Source organism: Amycolatopsis sp. DSM 110486 (assembly GCF_019468465.1).
Classification (GTDB): Bacteria; Actinomycetota; Actinomycetes; order Mycobacteriales; family Pseudonocardiaceae; genus Amycolatopsis.
In genome coordinates this window covers 9,943,439-9,966,182 of record NZ_CP080519.1, presented here as the reverse complement: position 1 = coordinate 9,966,182, position 22,744 = coordinate 9,943,439, and the positions used below count along the sequence as shown (strand labels likewise).

At 67.7% G+C, this 22,744-nt stretch carries 20 protein-coding genes and 2 pseudogenes; 20 read left to right on the top strand and 2 right to left on the bottom strand.

What is annotated here, in order from left to right; translation table 11 throughout:
- Window positions 1-23: 23 nt before the first annotated feature.
- The 8 genes from K1T34_RS48070 (at window position 24) to K1T34_RS48035 (ending at window position 8,793) form a co-directional block, all read left to right on the top strand.
- Window positions 24-1,637 (top strand): FAD-dependent monooxygenase, encoded by a 1,614-nt coding sequence (locus tag K1T34_RS48070; protein ID WP_220241454.1) that lies wholly within the window; start codon window positions 24-26, stop codon window positions 1,635-1,637.
- A gap of 60 nt (window positions 1,638-1,697) precedes the next feature.
- Window positions 1,698-2,630, top strand: a complete 933-nt coding sequence (locus K1T34_RS48065; protein ID WP_220241453.1) for a VOC family protein — start codon at window positions 1,698-1,700, stop codon at window positions 2,628-2,630.
- A 3-nt stretch (window positions 2,631-2,633) separates the two neighbouring features.
- The gene (locus K1T34_RS48060; RefSeq protein ID WP_220241452.1) at window positions 2,634-3,458 is read left to right on the top strand and encodes a fumarylacetoacetate hydrolase family protein; all 825 of its coding nucleotides are present in this window, start codon (window positions 2,634-2,636) and stop codon (window positions 3,456-3,458) included.
- Window positions 3,459-3,509: 51 nt separating this feature from the next.
- Window positions 3,510-4,868, top strand: coding sequence for an aminomethyl transferase family protein (locus K1T34_RS48055; RefSeq protein ID WP_220241451.1), 1,359 nt, complete (start codon window positions 3,510-3,512; stop codon window positions 4,866-4,868).
- A gap of 277 nt (window positions 4,869-5,145) precedes the next feature.
- Window positions 5,146-6,006, top strand: a complete 861-nt coding sequence (purU, locus tag K1T34_RS48050; RefSeq protein WP_220247795.1) for a formyltetrahydrofolate deformylase — start codon at window positions 5,146-5,148, stop codon at window positions 6,004-6,006.
- Between the two features lie 36 nt (window positions 6,007-6,042).
- Window positions 6,043-6,867, top strand: a complete 825-nt coding sequence (locus tag K1T34_RS48045) for a methylenetetrahydrofolate reductase (protein WP_220241450.1) — start codon at window positions 6,043-6,045, stop codon at window positions 6,865-6,867.
- Between the two features lie 86 nt (window positions 6,868-6,953).
- Window positions 6,954-7,844: a dihydropteroate synthase gene (folP, locus tag K1T34_RS48040; protein WP_220241449.1), complete on the top strand. Its 891-nt coding sequence runs from the start codon at window positions 6,954-6,956 to the stop codon at window positions 7,842-7,844.
- A 49-nt stretch (window positions 7,845-7,893) separates the two neighbouring features.
- Complete coding sequence (locus K1T34_RS48035; RefSeq protein WP_255638092.1) at window positions 7,894-8,793, top strand: bifunctional 5,10-methylenetetrahydrofolate dehydrogenase/5,10-methenyltetrahydrofolate cyclohydrolase; 900 nt, start codon at window positions 7,894-7,896, stop codon at window positions 8,791-8,793.
- A 185-nt stretch (window positions 8,794-8,978) separates the two neighbouring features.
- Here K1T34_RS48035 and K1T34_RS48030 read toward each other — a convergent pair whose 3' ends face one another.
- Complete coding sequence (locus K1T34_RS48030) at window positions 8,979-9,923, bottom strand: 3,4-dihydroxy-2-butanone-4-phosphate synthase (protein ID WP_220241448.1); 945 nt, start codon at window positions 9,921-9,923, stop codon at window positions 8,979-8,981.
- A gap of 521 nt (window positions 9,924-10,444) precedes the next feature.
- On the opposite strand from K1T34_RS48030, the gene trxB reads away from it, so the two are divergent.
- The 10 genes from trxB to K1T34_RS54985 all read left to right on the top strand — a co-directional run bounded on the left by trxB (window position 10,445) and on the right by K1T34_RS54985 (window position 20,963).
- Complete coding sequence (trxB, locus tag K1T34_RS48025; RefSeq protein WP_220241447.1) at window positions 10,445-11,380, top strand: thioredoxin-disulfide reductase; 936 nt, start codon at window positions 10,445-10,447, stop codon at window positions 11,378-11,380.
- Between the two features lie 26 nt (window positions 11,381-11,406).
- Window positions 11,407-11,745, top strand: a complete 339-nt coding sequence (locus tag K1T34_RS48020) for a co-chaperone YbbN (protein ID WP_220241446.1) — start codon at window positions 11,407-11,409, stop codon at window positions 11,743-11,745.
- 46 nt (window positions 11,746-11,791) lie between these two features.
- Window positions 11,792-12,667: a glycine/sarcosine/betaine reductase selenoprotein B family protein gene (locus K1T34_RS48015; protein ID WP_220241445.1), complete on the top strand. Its 876-nt coding sequence runs from the start codon at window positions 11,792-11,794 to the stop codon at window positions 12,665-12,667.
- Window positions 12,668-12,721: 54 nt separating this feature from the next.
- Window positions 12,722-13,957, top strand: coding sequence for a formaldehyde dehydrogenase, glutathione-independent (gene fdhA / locus K1T34_RS48010; RefSeq protein ID WP_220241444.1), 1,236 nt, complete (start codon window positions 12,722-12,724; stop codon window positions 13,955-13,957).
- A 26-nt stretch (window positions 13,958-13,983) separates the two neighbouring features.
- Window positions 13,984-14,748, top strand: coding sequence for a class II aldolase/adducin family protein (locus K1T34_RS48005; protein WP_220241443.1), 765 nt, complete (start codon window positions 13,984-13,986; stop codon window positions 14,746-14,748).
- Window positions 14,749-14,823: 75 nt separating this feature from the next.
- Window positions 14,824-16,125 carry an SLC13 family permease gene (locus K1T34_RS48000; protein WP_220241442.1) on the top strand — a complete coding sequence of 434 codons (1,302 nt, stop codon included), beginning with the start codon at window positions 14,824-14,826 and terminating at the stop codon, window positions 16,123-16,125.
- A gap of 123 nt (window positions 16,126-16,248) precedes the next feature.
- A complete protein-coding gene (locus K1T34_RS47995; RefSeq protein WP_220241441.1) occupies window positions 16,249-17,391 on the top strand; it encodes an LLM class flavin-dependent oxidoreductase in 1,143 nt (380 codons plus the stop codon).
- Window positions 17,391-18,869, top strand: a complete 1,479-nt coding sequence (locus K1T34_RS47990) for an aldehyde dehydrogenase family protein (RefSeq protein WP_220241440.1) — start codon at window positions 17,391-17,393, stop codon at window positions 18,867-18,869. The genes K1T34_RS47995 and K1T34_RS47990 overlap by 1 nt, the downstream gene beginning before the upstream one ends.
- Before the next feature lie 145 nt (window positions 18,870-19,014).
- Window positions 19,015-19,809: an IclR family transcriptional regulator gene (locus K1T34_RS47985; protein WP_220241439.1), complete on the top strand. Its 795-nt coding sequence runs from the start codon at window positions 19,015-19,017 to the stop codon at window positions 19,807-19,809.
- Window positions 19,810-19,886: 77 nt separating this feature from the next.
- Complete coding sequence (locus tag K1T34_RS54985; RefSeq protein WP_360592646.1) at window positions 19,887-20,963, top strand: flavin reductase; 1,077 nt, start codon at window positions 19,887-19,889, stop codon at window positions 20,961-20,963.
- Window positions 20,964-21,481: 518 nt separating this feature from the next.
- Here the strand turns inward: K1T34_RS54985 and K1T34_RS47975 are convergent.
- Window positions 21,482-21,820: pseudogene (locus K1T34_RS47975) on the bottom strand (CoA-binding protein); the annotation flags it as partial.
- Here K1T34_RS47975 and K1T34_RS47970 point away from each other — a divergent pair.
- Window positions 21,808-22,239: pseudogene (locus K1T34_RS47970) on the top strand (fumarylacetoacetate hydrolase family protein); the annotation flags it as partial. The pseudogenes K1T34_RS47975 and K1T34_RS47970 sit on opposite strands and share 13 nt — an antisense overlap.
- A 163-nt stretch (window positions 22,240-22,402) precedes the next feature.
- On the top strand, window positions 22,403-22,654 hold the full coding sequence (locus tag K1T34_RS47965; protein WP_220241438.1) for a hypothetical protein: 252 nt from the start codon (window positions 22,403-22,405) through the stop codon (window positions 22,652-22,654).
- Window positions 22,655-22,744 lie beyond the last annotated feature (90 nt).

Here is a 22,744-nt window from a genome sequence, read left to right as displayed (position 1 = left end):
GTCGTTACGGGGAAAGGAATCGCATGGATCGGACTGAGAGCCAGGTCGTCGTGGTGGGGGCCGGGCCGGTCGGGATGACGGCCGCGGCGCTGCTGGCCGCACGCGGCGTGCCGGTGACGGTGTTCGAGCGCAACACCACCACCAGCGATGAACCGAAAGCCATCTCGCTCGACGACGAGTCGCTGAGGGTGTACCAGTCCGCGGGCCTCGCGGATCGGATCCTGCGAGTGATCGTGCCGGGCACGGGGACGCGGTACTACGACGCGTCCGGTGCTCCGGTTTTCCAGGCAAGATCCCCACGCCCTTTTCGGCTCGGGTATCCCTTCAAGAACCCGTTCGCGCAACAGGACCTGGAGCGCGAACTCTTCGCCCACCTGGCGGCGCACCCCCTGGTGACCATGCGCATGGCGACCGAAGTGCGTGATATCGGCCTGGTGCCGGACGGCGTGGTGGTGAGCTACGCGTCCGCCGCTGAGCCCGACGACGGCGTGCGGGCGGTTCATACGCCGTACGTCCTGGGATGCGACGGCGGTAAGTCTATCGTGCGCCGCACGCTGGGAGTCGGCATGACGGGACGGAGCCACCCGGAGCCGTGGTTGGTGGTCGACGTCCTCGACGACCACCACAACGAGCGATACGGCATGCACCACGCGGACCCGGCGCGTCCGCATGTGATCATCCCCGGTCGCGGTGGCCGGTGCCGGTACGAGTTCCTGTTGCACCCGGGGGAGGGCACGCCCGAGTCTGGACCCGACTTCGAGCTCGTGCGCCGACTCCTGGAGCCGTTCCGCACCATCACTCCGGAGCAGATCGAGCGGGCGATCATCTACCGTTTCAACGCGCTCGTCGCCGACCAGTGGCACCAGGACAGGGCGTTTCTGTTGGGCGACGCGGCGCACATGATGCCGCCCTTCGCCGGGCAGGGTCTCAACTCGGGCATCAGGGATGCCGCGAACCTCTGCTGGAAGCTGGCGGACGTCCTGGGCGGCCGGCTCGATCCCGTCGCGCTCGACACGTACGAGAGGGAAAGGCGCGGTCACGCTGAGGCGACTGTACGGCTCTCGGAGCGGCTCGGCCGGGTGGTGATGTCGACCAACAGGCGGTTCGCGCTGCGCCGCGACGCGTACCTGGCCGCTGCTCTACGCGACGCCGATGCGCGCTCGTTTTACGAGGAGATGCGTTACCGGCCGCCGCACGTCTACGAGTCCGGCCTCATCGCACCCCGGTGCGACGACACCGTAGGGCCAACTGGCGTGATGCTCGGGCAACCGAGGACGTTCGACACCTCGCGCGGACGGACGATGCTCCTCGACGAGGTCGTGGGGACCGGCTGGGCGCTTCTGGGTATCGGTGTCAGCCCGGAGGACCTCGCCGAGGCCGCTCACCTTGTCGATGCGGTGGAGCCGACCGCCGTCCTCGTCTCCATCGACGACCGGCTGCCCTCCGGTGGCACCGAGTGCCTCGTCGACGTGGACGGGGGGCTCGACGCCGAGTTCGCGCCGTACCGAGGACAGTTCGTCCTCGTCCGCCCGGACCACTTCGTCGCTGCGGTGTGGACACGACGGCAGCCTCCCGCTCTCGACGCCCTCCACGTCACCGCGTTCGACGATCGGCGCCCCGCGCTCGTCGCCGGGTGACCTAGCGACCACACCGTGCTGCCGGCGCTCAACCGCCGGCTTTGAAAGGAGAACCAGCAGATGCCACCTCGCCATCGCGTCACCTTGCCTGAACCCGGCGCCGCCGGGGCGTTGCGCCGGACCGCGACCTCCCACATCGGTCTCCGGGTACCGGACGTGGCCGCCGCCGTCGAGTTCTACGGCAAGATCCTTGGTCTGAGAGTCCACTCCGGACTGGACGGTGGTGGGCAACGGCTCGGCTGGGGCTCGGGTCACCACGTCCTCGACCTCGTGCCGGGCGAGGAAGGTCTGGACCACATCGGGTTCGAGATCCGGGACGAGGGCGGTGTAGCGGACCTGGAAAAGCGGCTTCGCGGTGGCGGTCACGCCGTTGCCGAGCTTGACCGGTCGTACCTCGACGGCGCCGGACCCGAGGTCAACGGCCTCGTGGCGACGGATCCGGACGGCAATACCGTGCATTTCCACGGCCCCGTGCGCCGCGATGGCGAGCATGGCGCGGACACCGGACGACGCCCGGTCAAATACCAGCACGTCACGCTGTCCACGAAAGACGTGCCGGCGATGGTCGCGTTCTACACCGGGGTGGCCGGGTTCCGGCTCTCGGACCAGTTGGCCGACGGCAGTTTCGCGTGGCTGCGCAGCGACCGCGACCATCACACCCTGGCTGTGGTCGCCACCGGCCGCGCAGGCGGGATCGACCACTACTCTTTCGACCTGGCCGAGTGGGAGGACTTCAAGTCCTGGTGCGATCGGTTGACCGAGGAGGACGTGGCCGTCACCTGGGGGCCAGGTCGCCACGGACCGGGCAACAACCTCTTCATCTTCTTCGACGACCCGGCCGGCAACCACGTGGAGCTCTCCGCCGAGATGGAGAAGTTCCACGACGACCGTGTCGAGTATGTCCCGCGCCGCTGGGAGCCGATCCCGGTGAGCGTGAACCTGTGGGGCGGGCAGCTCGCCACCTGGCGGAAGACCACGGAAGGAGGTCGCTGAGCGATGGCATACGCCACCTACGAACACAACCGGCAACGTCGCGTCGGCCGCGTCGACGGAGACCGCCTGATCCCCCTGGCGGGGATCGAGGCGCTCGGGCTGCACACCGACGTCGACACGTTGGCGAATGCGGTGGAGCTGCCTGCCGAGGCTGTCGCGATCGACGACGTGTACCTGTGCCCGGTGGTCCCCGCCCCGGACAAGATTATCTGCGTCGGACTCAACTATCTGACGCACGTCGGCGAGACCGGCCGGGATCTGCCGACGTATCCGGTGCTGTTCACGAAGTTCGCTTCCAGCCTGATCGGGCCGCGGGACGACATCGTGCTCCCGGCAGAGTCCGCGCAAGTCGACTACGAAGCCGAGCTGGCCGTCGTCATCGGGCGGCCAGGGCGACGGATCCCGAGGGAACATGCGCTTCACCACGTGCTCGGGTACACCGTGGCGAACGACGTGACCATGCGCGACTACCAGTACAAGACGCACCAGTGGCTGCAGGGAAAGGCCTGGGAGCGTTCGACGCCGCTCGGCCCCTATCTGGTGACGCCCGGAGAGACGGACGTATCGGCGGCCGGGATCCGCACCGTGCTCGGCGGCGAAAAGCTCCAGGAGTCCGATACCGCGAAGCTGATCTTCGACATTCCGACTTTGATCTCGGTGGTCTCCGAGTTCTCCACCGTTCTGCCCGGCGACGTCATCTTGACCGGGACTCCCGGCGGGGTCGGCTACCGCCGCGAACCCCAGCGCTTTCTCACCCACGGCGACGTGATCACCGTCGAAGTGGATGGCGTCGGAGCGCTGACGAACCGAGTGCGCCGGGAGGACTGACCACCCGCGCACCCACTTCACCACTTCCTGAACACCGAGAGGGTTCCTTCAATGCCGAACGAGAGTCTCGAGGAAAAACTGCGTCGGATCGGCAATCCGGTCGAGATGCTGCGCAACGCCCCGTCGAAGCGGTTCAAGTTCGACTACCCGGACCAATACACGACCTGGCAGGACGAGCAGCGGGCTTGGACGAGCACCGCGGTGTTCTTCGACCAGTCGCACCACATGACCGACGTCTACTTCCGTGGTCCCGACGTCAAACGGCTCTTCGCGGACACCGGAACGAACAGTTTCGCTACCTTCGGGCGGGACAAGGCGAAGCATTTCGTGGCGTGCAACGAGGAGGGCCGCCTCATCGGCACGGCGGTGCTGTTCGGTCTGGAGGAGGACGAGGTCAACCTCGTCGGACCGACCGCCGCCGCGAACTGGGTGCAGTACCAAGCCGAGACGGGCGGTTACGACGTCGAGGTGACTCGTGACGAGCGGACAGCCGAGAACCCGGGCAAGCGGTTGACGTTCCGGTACGAGATCGAAGGACCGCGCGCCTGGGACATCCTCGAGAAGGCCCAGGGCGGCCCGATCGACCGCATCAAGTTCTTCACGATGACGGATCTGAAGCTCGGTGGCGTCCGGGCGCGAGCCTTGTCGCACACGATGGCGGGCGTGCCGGGCGCCGAGTCGATCGGATTGGAAATCTTCGGTCCCGTCGCCGACGGGCCGGCGGTCCGGGACGCGATCCTCGCCGCCGGCGAGGAGTTCGGCCTGGTCCAGGGCGGCGCTCTCGCGTATTACACCGGGGGAACCGAATCCGGGTACCCGGCGCAGCCCACCGCCGCCGTCTATACCGGCGAGCGGATGAAGCCGTACCGAGAATGGCTCTCCGGTGACGGCTACGAGGGCCGGCTTTCGATCGGAGGCAGCTTCCGCTCGGACCGCATCGAGGATTACTACGTCACGCCGTGGCAGTTCGGCTACGGCCACCTGGTCAAGTTCGACCACGACTTCATCGGGCGCACTGCGCTCGAAGAGCTCGCGAACCAGCCGCGCCGCACCAAGGTGTGGCTGAAGTGGAACGAGGAGGACGTCAGCCGCGTCTATGCGAGCAGTCTCTTCGACGGCGAGCAGCGAGCGAAATACCTCGAGACGCCGCTTGCCCGATATTCGCGGGTACACGTCGACTCTGTGCTCGTCGGCGACGAGCTCGTCGGACGGTCCACTTTGTCCGCGTACACCGTGAACGTCGGGTCGTGGATGTCGGTCGGATTCATCGACGAAGGCCACGTGCACGACGGTGCCGAAGTGCTCATCGTCTGGGGCGAGGAAGGCGGCGGCACAGCCAAGAAGTCGGTGGAACGCCATGTCCAGACGACGATCCGCGCCACGATGAGCACGCGCCCGCTGGCCGGCTGACACCGGCGGTTTCACGCCGAGCGGGCTGCTTCGTCCAGAGGCAGGCCGGTGCACATTCACCGCTTCACCGCCCGGCCACCCATTGCCCGCCGGGACCGGAACGAGCCTTTGGGCCGTCGGTCTTCGGCGGGTCCCCGGCTTGCCGTCGACGCCTGCCGGCCGCGGAGTCGTCTCGCGAGCACGCGAGCACGCGGTCCGTGTCGCCGGACGTCGGCCACAACCAGGAAGCAGCCCTCTAGGCGGCGCGGCCGCGAGGGTCCGGAACGTAGGAGATCACATGCCGTCCGATGCCGTCCTCACCTTGTCCTGCCCGGACCGCCCGGGGATCATCAACGCCGTCACTGGATTCCTCCTCGATCGTGACGCCAACATCGTCGAGTCAAGCCAATTCGGAGACCGCACCACGGGCCGCTTTTTCATGCGGGCCCAGTTCGCCCTGCCCGACGAACTCACCCGCCTCGACCTCTCGGCGCTTGACGCGGAGTTCGCAGCCGTCGGGGCCGAGTTCGGCATGTCGTGGCGGTTCTCCTCTGCCGCGGACCGCCAGCGGGTGCTCATCATGGTCAGCAAGTACGGTCACTGCCTGAACGACCTGCTCTTTCGGGCCCACACCGGCGCGCTTGACGTCGATGTTGTCGGCGTGGTGTCCAACCACCCCGACCTCGGCCCGCTCGCCCGGAACCACGGGGTGCCGTTCACCCACATCCCGATCACCTCCGACACCCGGCAGGACGCGGAGGAGCAACTGCTCGACCTTGTCGATGCACTCCGGGTCGACCTGGTGGTGCTCGCGCGGTACATGCAGATCCTCTCCGAGGACCTGTGCAAGAGGCTTGAGGGCCGCGCGATCAACATCCACCACTCGATGCTGCCCAGCTTCAAGGGCGCCCGGCCGTACCACCAGGCCTTCGACCGAGGCGTGAAGTTCGTCGGCGCTACCGCTCACTACGTCACGTCCGATCTCGACGAAGGGCCGATCATCGAGCAGGAGGTCGCCCGGGTGGACCATGCGATGTCGGCTGAACAGGTCACTGCCCTGGGCCGGGACACCGAATGCCTCGCGCTGGCCCGCGCGGTCCATTGGCACACATCGAACCGGGTGCTGCTCAACGGTCAGCGCACGGTCGTCTTCCGCTGATCCGCGCCGGAAAGCCCACTACCGCTGGAGTCCACAATGCACCTTTCCCTCGCCGTCGACAGGCTCGTCAGATCCGCGCACATCGAGGCGATCCCGCTTCGCGGAGTGCAGGACGAACTCCTCGCCGCGCCGGCCGGAACGACCTTCACCGTCACCTGCTCCTCGAAGCTCGGGCTCGAGCGGACGGTGGAGTTCGCCGAACTCCTCGCGAAAAACGACTACTCGGTGATCCCGCACCTTGCGGCACGGCAGGTGACCGGGCGCGGCGAGCTGGCCGAGTTCCTCGAGCGGCTCGGCAACGCCGGGATCACCGACCTGTTCGTCGTCGGCGGAGATGCTGTGGAACCCGCCGGCCCGTACTCCGGGGCGGCCGACCTTCTCGAGGCGCTGCCGGAGCTGGACCACGGGATCACGAGTGTCGGTGTCGGCTGCTATCCCGAGGGACACCCCCAGATCCCGGAGGAAGAGCTGCTGACCGACCTGCTGCGAAAGCAGGACAACGCCGATTACATGGTCAGCCAGCTCTGCTTCGACGTCGGGGTTCTCCTCGCCTGGTTGCGGTCGGCGCGGTCGGCGGGCGTCATCCTCCCACTGTGGATCGGTCTCGCCGGACCCGTACAGATCCGTAAGCTCGTCGACGTTTCGCTGCGGATCGGCGTCGGGTCGTCACTGCGCTACCTGCGCAAGCAGCACGGGATGATCAGGAACCTGGTGAGGGGAAGCGCTTACCGGCCCGAGGAGCTGCTGTCGGCGGCCGTCGACGAACTCGGTCCGGACAACCTCGGAATCGAGGGCATCCATCTGTTCTCGTTCAACCAGATCGAGTCGGCGACCTCGTGGCAAGGGCGTTTCGCGAAGTGATCACGGCGCGAGGTGGCGATCCACCCGGCTCGAGCGGGCTACTCCTTTGCACGTCGGGGCGGACTGGTCCAGCGGGCTGCCTGGTGATGGGAATTCTCAACGTCACGCCGGACTCGTTCTCGGACGGTGGGGCTCATCCGACGGCTGCACATGCGATCGAGCACGGTCTGCGTCTCGTCGCCGACGGCGCCCACATCATCGACGTCGGGGGCGAATCGACCCGGCCCGGTGCCACGCGGGTCTCAGCCCGGGAAGAGACGGCACGGGTGCGCACCGTCGTTCGTGAGCTGACGGCAGCCGGTGCCGTGGTGAGCATCGATACGACCAAGGCGTCGGTGGCGCGGATCGCGCTCGACGCCGGTGCCACGATCGTCAACGACGTCAGTGGCGGCCTCGCCGACCCGGAACTGGTGCGCTGCGTCGCGGAGGCCGACGTCCCTTACGTCGCAACGCACTGGCGTGGACCGAGCAAGTCGATGGGCAGGCACGCGGTCTACGAGGATGTCGTGACCGACGTAGTCGGCGAACTGGCCAGGCGAAGGGACGCACTTCTCGGCGCCGGCGTGGCAGCCGACCGGCTGGTTCTCGATCCAGGGCTGGGCTTCGCCAAGGACGCGCCGCACGACTGGCAGCTGCTCGGGCACCTCGGCGCGCTGCGGGCGCTCGGGCACCCGGTGCTGGTGGGTGCCTCGCGGAAGAGGTTCCTCGGCGCTGCTCTGGCGGCTGGGGGCCGGCCCGTCCCGCCCCCCGTGGAGCGGGACATCGCGACCGCGGCCGTCTCCTTCCTCGCGGCGACGGCGGGTGTTCACTGCGTGCGAGTGCACGACGTGCGCGCGACCCTTGACGCCTTGCACGTCGCCGAGGCGGTACTCGCACACACCCGTCCGCCGGTTGCCAGCTCGCACGTGCGCGACGCCGGGCCATCGCGGCCTGGTCTGGCCGGGCGAAGTGCACCGGTCTCGTCCGGGAGCCGGTGACCCGTAGGGCTCCCGAAATACCCTGCACGCCGAGAAGACGAGGAGATAAATGTCCACACAGGATGGCATGGCTCGGTTGCTGCCGGGCAAGCCGGTCGCCCAGCGAGTGCTTGCCGACGTCACTGCGCGCGCGACCGACCTGCGGTCGTCAGGAGTCGTGCCCAGCCTCGCGACGATCCTCGTCGGTGACGACGACGCGTCGGCGGGATACATCAGGATCAAACAGAAGCAGGCCGCCGCACTCGGTCTCGCGTCGCCGCATACGCATCTGGCCGCGAACACCTCGCAGGACGAACTCGTCGCCACCATCCGCGAGTACAACGAGGATCCATCCGTCCACGGGATGCTGATCCAGTATCCCGTGCCCGCTCACCTCGACTACGACGCCGCACTGTCGGAGATGGACCCGGCCAAGGACGTCGACGGCATGCACCCCACGAACATGGGCCGCCTCGCCGTCGGCCTGCCCGGCCCGCTGCCGTGCACCCCCGCCGGCATCGAGGAGCTCTTGGCCTACCACCGAATCCCTGTCGCCGGCCGGGAGGTGGTGATCCTGGGCCGCGGCGCGACTCTCGGCCGCCCGCTCGCCCTGTTGCTCGCACAGAAGCGGCCGACGGCGAACGCGGCCGTCGCGGTGGTCCACACCGGAGTGCCCGACTGGGACCGCTACACCCGCCGAGCGGACATCCTCATCGCGGCGGCCGGGGTACCGGGAATCGTGCAGCCGGAGCACGTCAAACCCGGCGCGGTCGTCGTCGGTGGTGGAGTGCGCTACGACGGCAAACGGCTGCTCCCGGACGTCGACGAGAGCTGTGCGAGGGTCGCTGGTGCGATCACCCCGCGCGTCGGCGGAGTCGGCCCGACCACCGTCGCGATGCTCTTTCGCAACCTCATCGAGGTGGCCGAAAAGGCGGCCGTGACCGCCGGCACGGCGGCTAGAACCGCTTAAATGGACGGCGCCCCCCGTATTCGGCTGGGCACCGTCTTCACCGGCCGGGTCTCGCGCGGCAGGCCGACGATGTGGACGATCTCATCGGCGACCGCCCGTACCGCCGTGCCCGCCACGATCGTCGTGCCCGGCGCTTCGTGTGGAGACGGCGCCTGCGCCAGGGGCAGGAAATCGGAAGGGATGGATCAGCGTGCGGCTTCTCGTTCGGCGTATGCCTGAATCACAGTGCTGAGGGCTGTTTCGGCTCGGCCCATCTCCTGGTGACGCCCGTGCCGGGATGGTCTGAGGTAGACGAGCATCCCGCCCTCGTCAGAGAGCCGCGCGAGAGCCGTGTCGAGATGTGCCCGACAGTGGCAAGCGCCGGCGGCGATGGTCCCCTGCAGGCACTCGACGTGGACATGGGCGGGCCCAGGCCGATGGCCGAAAACGACGAAGTGCTGTAGTCCTGTGTCGTCGGCGTATACACCGGTTCGCTGCACGCCGGACCGGCTCGGCCACTCGATCCACTCGACTCGCCTGATCCTGCTTTCGAGGCACCTTCCGGCGAGTTGGTCCTGGGTAACCACAACCAGGCCGTACTCCTCAGCGAGCGCGCGAGCCTCACACATCGTCGCAAGTGGGCCGACGTCGGTGACCATCGTCGCGAGCAGACCCACCTCGGGTAGCCCTGCCTGCGCACAGAGGTCCAGTGCGGCTTCGGGAAGGCCATAGTGCGCGCGTCCCGCTGTGCGCGACACACGAATGGGTATCACGTGACCCGGGCGGGTGAGATCGGCGGGCCGGGAAGCGGGGTTTGCGAGTACGCGGGCGCAGTGGGCCCGGTCTGCCGCGCTGATCCCGGTGGTCACCCCGTCGGCAGCATCGACCGAGACCGCGTAGACGGTGCCGGTATCCGCCGCAGCGGGCCGGAGGGGGGATAAGTCGAGTTTGTCGGCCAGATCATCGTGCAGGGCAACGCACAGCAGGCCTGAGCTGTGCCTGACGGTCCATGCGGTCCAGGTCGTCGAAGCAAGCGACGCCGCCAGGACGATTGCGCTGCGGTCCTCGCCGGCAATGACCACGGGCTCTCCCTTGCCGAGCGCGCTGATCGCTTGCCCGACGCGGATCGGATTGTCGTAAGGGTCGTTCACAATCCGGCCTCCGATCGGGGTTCCGGTCCGGTGTGACCGGTTGCGAGAGGCACGGGGGCCTTCACGATCTGCATGATCGTGTCCTCGATCATGGCGAAGACGATCGGCATCGTTGCTCCTCGTGTGATGAAGGGCCTGTTGGTGACGGCGCCACGTGACCTTTGTGGACCGAATCAGGGGCTCCACGGTGGCACGGTGGCTCTGTGACGATGGCCGCCGTCACTACACTGTGGACTTAAAATCCATGTTGTCAACCCTGTGGTCCGCAGGAGTCCACTTCGGACTACCGCACTTGTGCGTCGGCCAGGCGGGGTGAACGGGAAGTTCCTGCATCACAACGTCTCCGACCCCTGACATCGAGACGTGTCGCGGGACGACCCACCACTGGCGCGGCCAATTTTCCTTGCCGTTGCCGATGCCGCGAACCGTGGAAGCTCTTGACTGCCGGAGTGCGCCGTGGCAATGTTCTGTCTCGATAGACGGTCTGTGGGTCCTGCAGAGTAGGACAAGGAAGGTGGCCCGTGACTGGCGAACCCGTGCGTGATCTTGTGATCGTCGGATCCGGCCCTGCCGGGTACACCGCTGCGATCTATGCCGCCCGCGCTCAGCTCAGCCCGATCGTGGTCGAGGGCTACGAGCACGGCGGCGCCTTGATGACCACGACCGATGTTGAGAACTTCCCCGGGTTCACCGAGGGGGTTCAGGGTCCTGACCTCATGGGGCGGATGCGCGAGCAGGCTCGTCGTTTCGGTGCGGACCTCGTCGGCGAACGAGTCGAAAAGGTGTTCCTGGACGGGGAGACGAAGGTCGTGACGACAGACCGCGCCGAGTACCGCGCACGAGCGGTCATCCTCGCGATGGGCGCGAGTGCGCGGATGCTCGGGGTCCCGGGTGAGCAGTCCCTCGTCGGCCGGGGAGTCAGTACGTGCGCCACGTGCGACGGCTACTTCTTCCGTGATCGCGACGTCGCCGTTGTCGGCGGCGGAGATTCGGCCATGGAAGAGGCGATTTTCCTGACTCGGTTCGCCCGCTCGGTGACGATCGTCCACCGGCGCACGGAGTTCCGGGCGTCGAAGGCCATGCTTCGGCGAGCCGAGGCGACTCCGGGGATCACCTGGCTCACCGGCACCGAGGTCGAGGAGATCGCCGGAGGGGAGGGCGTCGAAACCGTAGCGGTACGCGACGCGGCGACCGGGCAGCGCTCGACGCTGACCGTGGACGGGGTGTTCGTGGCGATCGGGCACGACCCGCGAAGCTCTCTCGTGCGCGATGCGGTGGAGCTCGACGAGGCCGGCTACGTCAAGGTTTCCGCACCCGGAACCGCGACGAACGTGCCCGGTGTTTTCGCGGTGGGAGACCTCGTCGACAGTACCTACCGGCAGGCCATCACCGCAGCCGGATCCGGGTGCGCCGGTGCCATGGACGCGGAGCGCTGGCTGAGCGAGTGGGCCGCCTGATCGCGGACGCAGCAAAGGAGAATCGGATGGACATCACTATCGAAAAGCTCGACACCGCGGGGTTCGACGCGGCAGTTGCGGGTTCTCAACCGGCTCTGGTGGTTTTCACGGCACCCTGGTGCACCGTCTGCCGGGGGATCGATCCCGACGTGCGGCAGCTCGCGGAGGCAAACCCGTGGGGGATGGTGGTGCGCCGCGTGGTGATCGACGACGACCCGGCGCTGGCCCAGCGGTTCGACATCCGCTCGATCCCGTCGGCGCTGCTGTTCACCGAAGGCGAGCTGGCCGCGAAGATCCAGCCGCGCAAGCCGGGGGAACTGCAGGCGGCGCTGGAGGAGGCCCTGGCCGGCGGACAGACGACCTGATCCAGGTCGGCTGGGTCCGTTCCGATGACACGATGAGGAGAGTGCGATGGCGTTCAGCTACGTGGAAATGATGCAGGGCTTCGGGCTCGACGAGTATGCGAAGCTTCCATCCTTCGAGCCGGTCGCGCCGGCGTCCTTCGGCAAGGCGCTGTCGGACGCGCGAGTGGGGCTCTTCGCGACAGTCGGCGCGCACCTGCCGACTCAGCGGCCGTTCAACCAGATCAACGACCTGTCCTTCCGGCTGGTCCCCCTCGACGTGCCCACTGCGGAGCTCGAGTTCGACCACCCGTCGCCCATCCGTGGTTTCGCGACCGAGGATCTGAACGTCGTCTTTCCCCGGGACCGGCTCGCCGAACTGCAGCAGGAGGGACTGTTCGCCGAGCTCGCGCCGGCTGCGGTCTCGATGCTCGGGTCCATCACGCTCTACAGCGAGCTCGTCGAGAAGACCGTGCCCGCCATCGCCGACGTGTATGAGGAACAGGGTGTGGATCTGGTCCTCCTGGTCCCGTTCTGTCCGGCGTGCCACCGCGCCACACACCTCGTGGCGCGAGCCCTCGAAGCTCGTGGTCTGCCGTGTGTGACCATGACCGCGCTGCGCGAGATGGCGGAGGCGTTCAAGCCCGCGCGGCCGGCGTTCGCCGACTTTCCGCTCGGCGCCACGGTCGGCCGTCCGCACGATGGCGAAATGCAGCGTGCCGTGCTTCGATCGACCCTGAAGACGGTCGAGTCTCCGGCAATACCCTGGGCCATCAACGACCTGCCCCAAACGTGGTCGGCCGATCGCGCGTGGGAGGACGACGTCCGGGAGTTGTACGCGAAGCAGGGCAAAGACGTCCACCGCGCCCGAGTCGCCACGCACATCGAGGACGGGCAGGGCCTGGCCGGGCGGGAGTCGGAGCTCGACATCGCTTGTGGCTGCTGACGCGGCCAGGATCCACCCACGAACACCCAGCCTCAACGGAGAGGAGACGGTCGGTTGACCGGGAACAGGGCAGTAACGTATGTGGAGCCGGGGAAAGTCGAGGTGCGCTCCGTCGACTACCCGGGTCTCGTCCTGAAGGACGGCCCAGGGGTCCATCCCGCGAACGTCGGGCGTGAATGTCAGCACGGCGTGATCCTCAAGGTCGTCACGACCAACATCTGCGGGTCCGACCAGCACATGGTGCGAGGGAGGACCACGGCGCCGGCGGGTCTCGTCCTCGGGCATGAGATCACCGGTGAGGTCGTCGAAGTCGGCCGGGATGTCGAATTCGTCGCCGTCGGAGACGTCTGCTCCGTCCCCTTCAACATCTCGTGCGGCCGCTGCCGGATGTGCAAGGAAGGCCACACGGGCGTCTGCCTCAACGTCAACCCCGACAGGCCTGGTTCGGCCTACGGCTACGTCGACATGGGCGGCTGGGTCGGCGGACAGGCCGAGTACGTCATGGTGCCCTACGCCGACTGGAACCTCCTGCGTTTTCCTGATCGTGACCAGGCGCTCGAGAAGATCCTCGATCTCACCATGCTCTCGGACATCTTCCCGACCGGCTACCACGGCGCGGTCAGTGCGGGCGTGCGGCCCGGTTCGACCGTGTACGTGGCGGGAGCGGGTCCGGTGGGGCTCGCTGCGGCTCATTCCGCGCAGTTCCTCGGAGCCTCCGTGGTGGTCGTCGGAGACCTCAACAAGGCCCGGCTCGACCAGGCGCGCAGTTTCGGGTGCGAGGTCGTCGACCTAACGGCCGATGCGACGCTTCCCGAACAGCTCGATCAGATCATCGGCGAGTCGGAAGTGGACGCCGCGATCGACGCGGTCGGATTCGAGGCCCGTGGGCACGGACCCGATGCGGAAGAGGCGCCGGCGACGGTCCTCAACTCGATCATGGAGGTGACCCGTGCTGCCGGGAGCCTGGGGATCCCCGGGCTCTACGTGACCGGCGATCCGGGTGCCGCCGACGCGTCGGCCAGGCAGGGCTCCCTGTCGCTGCGCATCGGGCTCGGGTGGGCCAAGTCGCTGTCGTTCACCACCGGGCAGTGCCCAGTGATGCGGTACCACCGCGGTCTCATGAACGCGATCCTCCACGACAAGGTCTCCATCGCCCGTGCCGTCAACGCGACGGCGATCTCCCTCGACGAGGCACCGCGCGGGTACGCGGAATTCGACAGCGGAGTCGCGCAGAAGTTCGTCATCGACCCGCACGGCACGGTGGGCACCACTGTCGCTTCCCGCGGATGACCCGCCGGGCACCGAAGGAGAATGCTGTGTCCGTATCTGCCCGGAGGGCCGCCGGAAACGCCCGCGACGCGGGCAACGACCTACTGCGCCGGCAGCTCGTGCAGGCCAATCACATCCTGGCCCAACACGGGATCGTCGATGGGTGGGGGCATGTCAGCGTGCGCTCGGACGAGCGCGACGACCGGTTCCTCGTCGCCCGTTCGGTGGCACCCGCCACCGTCCGGCCGGCGGACGTCCTCGAGCTCGACGTCGCGACGGGGGAGACCGTCGGCGAAGGCCGCAGCTACCTGGAACGCCACATCCACGCCGGCATCTACCGTGCGCGCCCCGATGTCCGAGCGGTCGTGCACAACCATGCGCCGGCGCTCATCCCCTTCGGAGTCACCGGAACCCCGCTGCGGCCCGTTTCCCACGTTGCCGCGTTCCTCGGCGAGCACGTTCCCACCTTCGAAATCCGCGACACCGCGGGGCCGGCGAGCTCGATGCTCGTGGACAGCCCGGAACTGGGCGACGCGCTGGCCGCGTCCCTCGCGGATGCGACGGTCGTTCTCATGCGCGGGCACGGTGCCTCGGTCGCGGCGACTTCCCTTCCCCACGTCGTCTACCGCTCGGTGTACGCGGTCCAGAACGCTCACCTCCAGGCGGAGGCCATGCGGCTCGGGTCCGTGACCTACCTCAGCTCCGAAGAGGCGAAGCTTGCCGCGGAGACGGTCGACAGCGGGGTCGACCGCGTCTGGAATCTCTGGGCCGGCTCGGTCAGCAAGGCAAACCCCGGATGGGGTGCCGGCTAGCCCCTGGCTCCGGCAATGACGCAGTTCCCCACCGTTCTAGTCAGAGGCACCTCTGCACGTCCAAAGGAGGACGCAGTGGCCTTTCACCTGGTCGCCATAGCGCTGTTGGTCCTGGTGTTCCTGGTCGGCACGACGACCAAGGTCAACATCGGTGTGCTCGCACTAGTCGCGGCCCTTCTCCTCGGCACCCTGATGCACGGCGAGAGTCCGGCCGACGTTCTGGCGGGATTCCCCGGCGATCTGTTCCTGCTGGTTTTCGGTGTCACGTACCTGTTCGGCATCGCGACCGTGAACGGCACGATGGAACTGCTCGTCCAGTGGCTGGTGCGGGTCGTCGGTGGTCGCCGAAGGGCGGTGCCGCCGGCGCTGTTCGTCGTCACATTCGCCGCGGTGTCTCTGGGCGCGATTCTGCCTGCGCTCTCAGCCGTCATCGGTGGTCTCTCGCTCGGGCTGGCCCACCGGCTCGGCATCAAGCCGATTCTTAACGCCCTCATGGTGCTCTTCGGCGGCATCGCGGGAAGCTTTTCACCCATCACCCTCTTGGGCACCATCGTGAACTCGACCCTGGCGCGCAACGGGATCGCGATCTCAGCCGTCGGTCTCTACCTCACAACGGCCGCGTTCTCGTGCGTGCTGGCCGTGGTCGCCTACCTCGCTTACGACGGGCCGTGGGCAAGGCGCCGTCTGGTGGTTGCGGCGGGAGGCGGTCCGGGCGCTGCCGCTCAGGCGGCGCCGGTGAGCGGCGAGGTGCCCTTGGACGAGAAGCCGACGGCACTCACCCTGACTCCGGCGAGGCGGACCACCTTGCTCGGCATCGCCGCCCTCGTCGTCGGGCTCCTCGGCTTCGGACTCGACGTCGGGATGCTCGCGATCGTCATCGCCACGGTGCTGCAGCTCGCGCATCAGTCCGCCAACAAGGACGCGTTCGGGCAGATCAGCTGGTCGGTGCTCGTGATGATCTGCGGCGTGGTGACCTACATCGACCTGCTCAGCAAGGCCGGGACCATCAAGGCCACCGGGGAGTTCCTGGGCTCGCTCGGGTCGCCGGTGCTCGCCGCGTTCCTGCTGTGCCTGATCAGCGCCGCGTTCTCGGCAGTCGGTTCCAGCGCGGCCATCATCACCGCGGCGATCTCGCTGATCCTCCCGCTCCTCGCCGGCGGAGCCGTGGGCTCGCTCGGGTTCGCGGCGGCGATCGCGATCTCCGCGACCACAGTCGACATCTGCCCGGTGTCGTCGTCGAGCGCACTGGTCGTCGCCAGCGCACCGGCGGAACTCCGGGAGTCGGTCTACAAAGGACTGATGCGGTGGTCGCTCGCGTTGGTCGTGGTCGCTCCCGTGGTGTCGACGGCTGTCCTGGTACTGCCCGGCTGGCTGTGAGCGCAGTTCCTTCACGTTCCTGAGAGGAAATCGGATCATGTACATCGTTACGGCGAACACCCCGCTGTATCCGGGTGAGATGGCCGGCCGGCCGGTTCGGCCCGGTTCGGAGAGGAGCACGAAATGACTGCACAGATGAGCCGGGCCGACCAGCTTCGCGAAGCACGGCACCCGGTGTACAACGACCGCAAGCTGCACCTGGGGACCTTCTCGTCGAACCTGTCGGGCGGGTGTGCCATCACCACTGTCGACGGTGTTCTCGAAGCGACCTGGGACCAGACGCTGTCCCTGGCCAAGATGGGCGACCAGATGGAGTTCGAAGCCCTGGTGCCGGTCGGGCGCTGGCGCGGTTTCGGCGGCGAGACGAACTTCAACGGGGCGGGATTCGAGTGTTTCACCTGGGCCGCGGGGTTGAGCAGCGTCACGGAAGACGCCGGCCTGTTCGTGACCTCGCACGTCCCGACGATCCACCCGGTGATGGCGGCGAAACAGGCGACGACGATCGACCACATCTCGGGTGGGCGCCTCGCCTTGAACATCGTCACCGGCTGGCACGCGCCGGAGATCGAGATGTTCGGCGCCAAGCAGTTGCCGCACGACGAGCGCTACTATGTCGCCCAGGAGTGGGTTGACGTCATCCGTCTGCTGTGGACCTCCGAGGAACCCGTCGACTTCGACGGCAAGTACTTCCACATCACCGACGCCGTCCTCGCGCCTCGTCCGGTTCAGTCGCCGCACCCGGTGCTCATGAACGCCGGGGGATCCGGAGCCGGACGGCACTTCGGCGCCCGCAACTGCGATGTGGTGTTCGTGGTGACGGACATCGCGCAGCAGAGTCCCGAAGGCATGAAGGCCAAGGTTGATGAGTTCAAGAGGCTGGCCCGCGAGGAGTACGGCCGCGAGATCCAGGTATGGACCAACGCATACGTCGTCCAGGAGGACACCGAGGCGCAGGCCAAGCAGTTCCTCGACTACTACGTGAACCAGAAGGGTGACTGGGCCGCTGCGGAAAACCTCACCTCGAGCATGGGGATGAACTCCCAGTCGATCTCCCCGGAGACACTGCAGGCGATGAAGTACCACTTCATCGCGGGCTGGGCCGGATACCCGATCGTCGGCACCAAGGAACAGGTTGCCGACACGCTGATCGCGCTGGCCGGCACCGGCCTCGACGGCGTCCTGCTGTCGTGGCCCCGCTACGTGCAGGACATGGCCCGGTTCCAGGCGGAAACCTATCCGCTGCTCGAGCAGGCAGGAGTTCGCTGATGGTCATCGGAACGACCGAGTCGAACCGCACCCGGGTACACGAACTTCTCTCCGCCGACTGGCGCCTCCTCGTCGGTGGTCGCCTCGTCGAGGCGCCCGGACACCGGACCTTCGAGGTGACGAGCCCTATCGACGGGAAGATGATCGCGACAGTTCCCGACGCGGACGCCGAACTGGTCGATGACGCTGTCGCCCACGCCGAATCGGCGTTTCCCGCGTGGCGCGACCTCGATGTCCTCGAGCGGGCAGCACGCGTCCGCGAACTCGCGGACGTCGTGGAAGCGAACATCGACGACCTCGCGCTGCTCGACGCCGTCGACGGTGGCGCGCCGATGGCCGTGATGGCAGGCGACGTCCACATGGCCGCGGGCCTATGCCGCTACTTCGCCGGCCTGGCCCTGGAAATGAAGGGCTTCTCGCTCCCGACGGGGGACCTGCACTTCACCGTCCGCCAGCCTTACGGCGTGGTCGCGAAGATCGTCCCCTTCAACCACCCGATCCTGTTCGCGATCAGCAAGCTCGCAGCGCCGCTCGTCGCCGGCAACTGCGTGATCCTCAAGCCGGCGGAAGCGACGCCGCTCTCGGCGTTGCATCTCGCGCGGCTGATCCAGCACGTGTTTCCGCCAGGCGTCGTGCAGATTGTGGTGGGCGACGGGCCGGCCGTTCCCCGATCATTGGTGCGGCACCCCGGAGTCGCCCGGATCGGGTTCACGGGCAGTGAGACGACGGGCCGCAGCATCATGCGGGACGCGGCTCAGACCGGCGTGAAGGAGGTCAGCCTCGAACTGGGCGGGAAGAACGCCCTGATCGCGTATCCCGACGCGGATCCCGTCGAGGTGGCCCACGGTGCCGTCCAGGGGATGAACTTCACCTGGTCCGGGCAGTCCTGCGGGTCCACCTCGCGGCTGCTCGTGCATGAGTCGATCGCCGACGCAGTCGTCGCCGGTATGGTCGAGCGTCTGAAGGACCACGTGATCGGCTCCCCGCTGGATCCCGTTAGCGACCAGGGCCCACTCGTCAGCCGTGAGCAGCACGAGAAGGTCTTGCGGTACATCACCGGTGCGATCGAGAAGGGCGCCGTTGTCGTCACGGGAGGCGGTCGTCCTGCCGGTCTTGACATCGGCAATTACCTCGAGCCGACCATTCTCGACCACGTCGATGCCACCTGGCAGGTCGCGACGGAGGAGATCTTCGGCCCAGTCCTCTCCGTCATCCGCTGGAGCGACGAAGAGGACCCGGTCGCGATCGCCAACTCCGTCCGGTACGGCCTCACCGGCAGCGTGTACACGAACGACGTCCGGCGTGCATTGCGAGTCGCCCAGCGTCTGGACGCCGGATACGTCTGGATCAACGAGACGGGCAAGCACTTCCTCGGAATGCCGTTCGGTGGGTTCAAGGCGTCCGGTCTCGGAAGGGAGGAGTCGATCGACGAACTGTTGAGCTACACAGAGGTCAAGTCGATCAACGTGAAGCTGTGATCTCCGGGTCTGACTCGGCCCGCGTGATCCGACGCGCGGGCCGGGCCGGAGTCTCGGAGGACGGCACATCACGCACGACAAGGCCGGCGTGCAGATCAGGAATCGGACGAAGTGGCGGGGGTTCATGGTACGGGCAGAGCGGTCTATGACTGAAGCGGGTAACCGCTCCACGACTTACCGCGACAAGAACAGCACCGCGGACCGGGCGCTCGATATCCTCGGCATGTTCGCCACGGAGAGGTTGAGGATCCGTAGTGCTGACGTCGCCGGCGAACTCGGCGTCGCGAGGTCGACCGCCTACCGCTACTTGTCGACCCTCCATCGCGCCGGCTACCTCGAGGACGATCCTCAGGGCGGCTTTCGTCTAGGTCAGAAAGTGTTCGAGCTTGCCCGGCTGGCTCGTTCGTCCTACGGTCTGTCGGCGGTCGCGTTGCCGATCATGGAGCGGATCGCCGCCGAGATCGGGGAAACGGTGCTCCTCACGCGGAGGTCAGGTGCGCAGGTGGTCTGTCTCGAGAAGGCGGAACCGCCGGAAAATCGCGTCCGGCTGTCCTACCAGCGGGGAACCGTTCTGCCCCTGAATGCGGGGGCTTCGGCGTGGGTACTCATCGCGTGGGAACCGCCGGACGAGTGCGAGCGCCTGCTCGCTGAGCACCCCTTCACCGAGCTCACGTCGGCCTCTGTGGTCTCCCCGAGCGACGTGGCCGCCCGGCTTGGCGACATCAGGAACGCCGGTTTCGCGGTCACCCGAGGTGAACTCGACCCCGACGCGATCGGCATCGCCGCGCCGATCCGAGATGACCAGGGCAAGGTCGTCGCCGGGCTGAGCGTCGTCTCCATCAACCGCCGGGTGCCGGCGGACCGCGAAACCGAGCTCGTCGAGGCGGTCCTCAAGTCGGCGGGCGAGCTGTCGACCCGGATCGCGCTCGTCGCCAACTGACAGTTTCCCGGGCTGTTCAAGCGGGGAAGCACGATTAACGCCGCGAGACTGGCCCGGCGCCCGGAACCAGCCCACGCATGGCGGCCTTCCGCCATCCTCTTCGCCTGGGAGCTCACATGACTACCACCGTTGTCGTCGGAAACCCGAAGCCGGCCTCGCGCACACTCGTCGCCGCCCGGCAGCTCGCCGAGGCGCTCACCGGGCGCCCGGTCGACCACGTGCTCGACCTGGCACTCGTGCCGGTGGACGAGGAGTCGGCCGAGGCCGCTGTCCGGACCGTTGCGCGGTCATCGGTCGTCGTGGTCGCGAGCCCCACGGTCGGCGGGACCTACACGGGATTGTTGAAACTCTTCCTGGACCGGTTCGCCGACGGACCGGGACTACAGGGAGTGGTGGTGGTTCCGCTCATGGTCGGTGCCGGGTTGGCGCATGCGATGGCTCCCGAACTCCTGCTCAAGCCCGTGCTGGCGGAACTGGGCGCCACATGCGAGTTCCCGGGTCTCTACCTCCCCGAGAATACCGTCGACGACTCCGTGGCGCTCAAGTCATACGCGCGACGATGGGCTCCGGTAACCGCCAGGCTCGCCGCTGCCCGGGCTAGCGGCGAAGTGGCGCCGACCGGGCCGATCGCGCCCCCGTTCACGCCCGCCGAAACCGCGGACGGCCGCGCATTGCGGGACGCGTTCGGCTGCTTCCCGAGTGGCGTCGCGGCAGTGTGCGCCCTGGTCGACGGCAAGCCGACCGGCATGGCGGTCAGTTCCTTCACCTCGGTATCCCTCGACCCGCCTCTGGTCTCCGTGTGCGTCGACAACGGATCGAGCACCTGGCCTCGGCTGCGCGACGCCGGACGGGTGGGCGTGAGCGTGCTCGGTGAGGCGCACGAGTCGGCGTGCCGGTCGTTGTCGGCGAAAACCGGGGATCGCTTCGCCGGGCTTTCTCTCCACACTACTGATGCGGGTGCCGTTTTGATCACGGGAGCGACCGCGTGGCTGGACTGCACGATCGAGGACGAGATTCCCGCCGGTGACCACCACATTGTTCTTCTGCGGATCATCGGTCTCCGCACCGGTCCGGAGACCCGGCCGTTGGTGTTCCACCGGTCGCGCTTTCCACGTCTGGTCGAGGTGCCCGCTGCAGAGCCTGCCTCGCGTTGATTCTGATGTGCTCCGTTCCGTAGTCGCAGTTGAGCTCGACTTGGTCCTAATCGGTGACGATCTCAACGGGCGGCCACGGTGTTGGCCGGAACCGCGGATCGCTCGGACACCCATGGCTCAACGCCGTAGTCAGAGGCTCACCGAACACCGTGATGCTTCACCTCACGTGACAGACATCGAAGCCATCCCTGTCACCCAAGCAGAGCCACCACGGCTCACAGCTGGTCCCCGGACCCGCTGAGCTGGCGAAGGACAACGATCACCAGGGATCGACGTCCATCGGACTGCCCGGCCGGCTCGGGGAGAGCTGCGGCGGGTCGAAGTCGCCGCGATCGAGCTTCGCCCAGTCCTCGGGTGTCGGGTCCTTGTACATTCACGGCCGCCAGATCGAAGCTTTCTACTGGCTTTCGTTCACCTTCCCGTTCGACTTCACCGGCCAGCCCGCGGCGACCATCCCAGCCGGCTTCACTGGCGAAGGACCGGAGGGCAACGCTTGGTGCGCCAGTGCCACGCGCCGCCAGCCCGCCCTCTTCCGCGATGCGCTTCGCCTCGGCGGAGACGATGCCCTGCTGCAGCCACAGCGCCTTCGCGCCGATGGCGACGGCGTCGGCCGCGATGCCCGGGGCCTCGGCGGCCGGGCGGAAGACGTCGACGAGGTCCACCGGCTCCGGGATGTCCTTGAGGAAGCGGTAGACCTTCTCGCCGAGCAGTTCCGTGGCCGACGGGTGCACGGGGATGATGCGGAAACCGTGGGCCTGCAGCGTGGCGGGAACCCCGTGCGCGGCCTTCGCCGAGTCGCGGCTCAGGCCCACGACAGCGATCGTCGTGGCGTTCGCGAGGATTTGTTCGGGTTGCAAGCCCGGTAAACGTCGCCAGGCGAACGGTGGATTCCGCGTCAGCCGATCTTCGAGCCGTACATCTCACCGAGGTTGTCGGCGATGAGCTCGATGCGCGCGCCGGCGGCGTGCTGCTCGGCAGCCGCCCGACAGACCTGCTCGACGTGGACCTTCGGCTCGCGGGCTGCACTCTGCATGTCAACGGCACGCTCGCCGCGACCGGCGCGGGCGGCGCGGTGCTGGGTTCGCCGGTGAACGCGCTCGTGTGGCTGGCCAACACTGTCGGCCCGCTCGGCGTGACGCTCAAGCCGGGGCACGTGGTGCTTCCGGGGTCGATGACCCGCGCGTCTCCGGTGGGGCCGGGGGACACGGTCGTCGCGAACGTGGCCGGACTGGGCAGTGTGACCGCGGTGTTCGCGGCGGAGGAGGACGCGTGCTGACCGACGCGATGCTCACGGCTCCGGTCGTCGCTGGGATGCGGGCCCAACCGGTGCTTGTCTTCCGGCTGCGGCACGGCGCCGTGGGTCCCGGCGCTACCGCGTTCGAAGCCGTCTCCCGGGTCTACGGCGGCGTCGCGCGCTCGGCGACGGTGTCGTCACGGCTGTGCGTCTCGGCCCGGTCGGGGTGCCGCCGGAGGGGCTCGACCTCACTCTGGAAGCCGTGCTGCTCGAAGTCGACGGCCAGATCGTCGACACGGCCACGGGCGCCGCCGTGGGCCATCAGGCGCTCGCCGGCCTCGGCGACGTCGAGGGAGGCCTGCTCGTGGTGACCGACGGCCTCACCGAACCCGTCGGCGTGCGTACCGGCTCCCGCGTGGCGGCGGACTTCGCTCACCTCGACGTGGTCATGCTATAGGCGCTGCGCTCACCGCGGACAACGCGCGTGCGGGCGTTTCTCGTGCCCGATCGACACTTACGGGCATTTTCGCATTACGGGGGTGCTCGC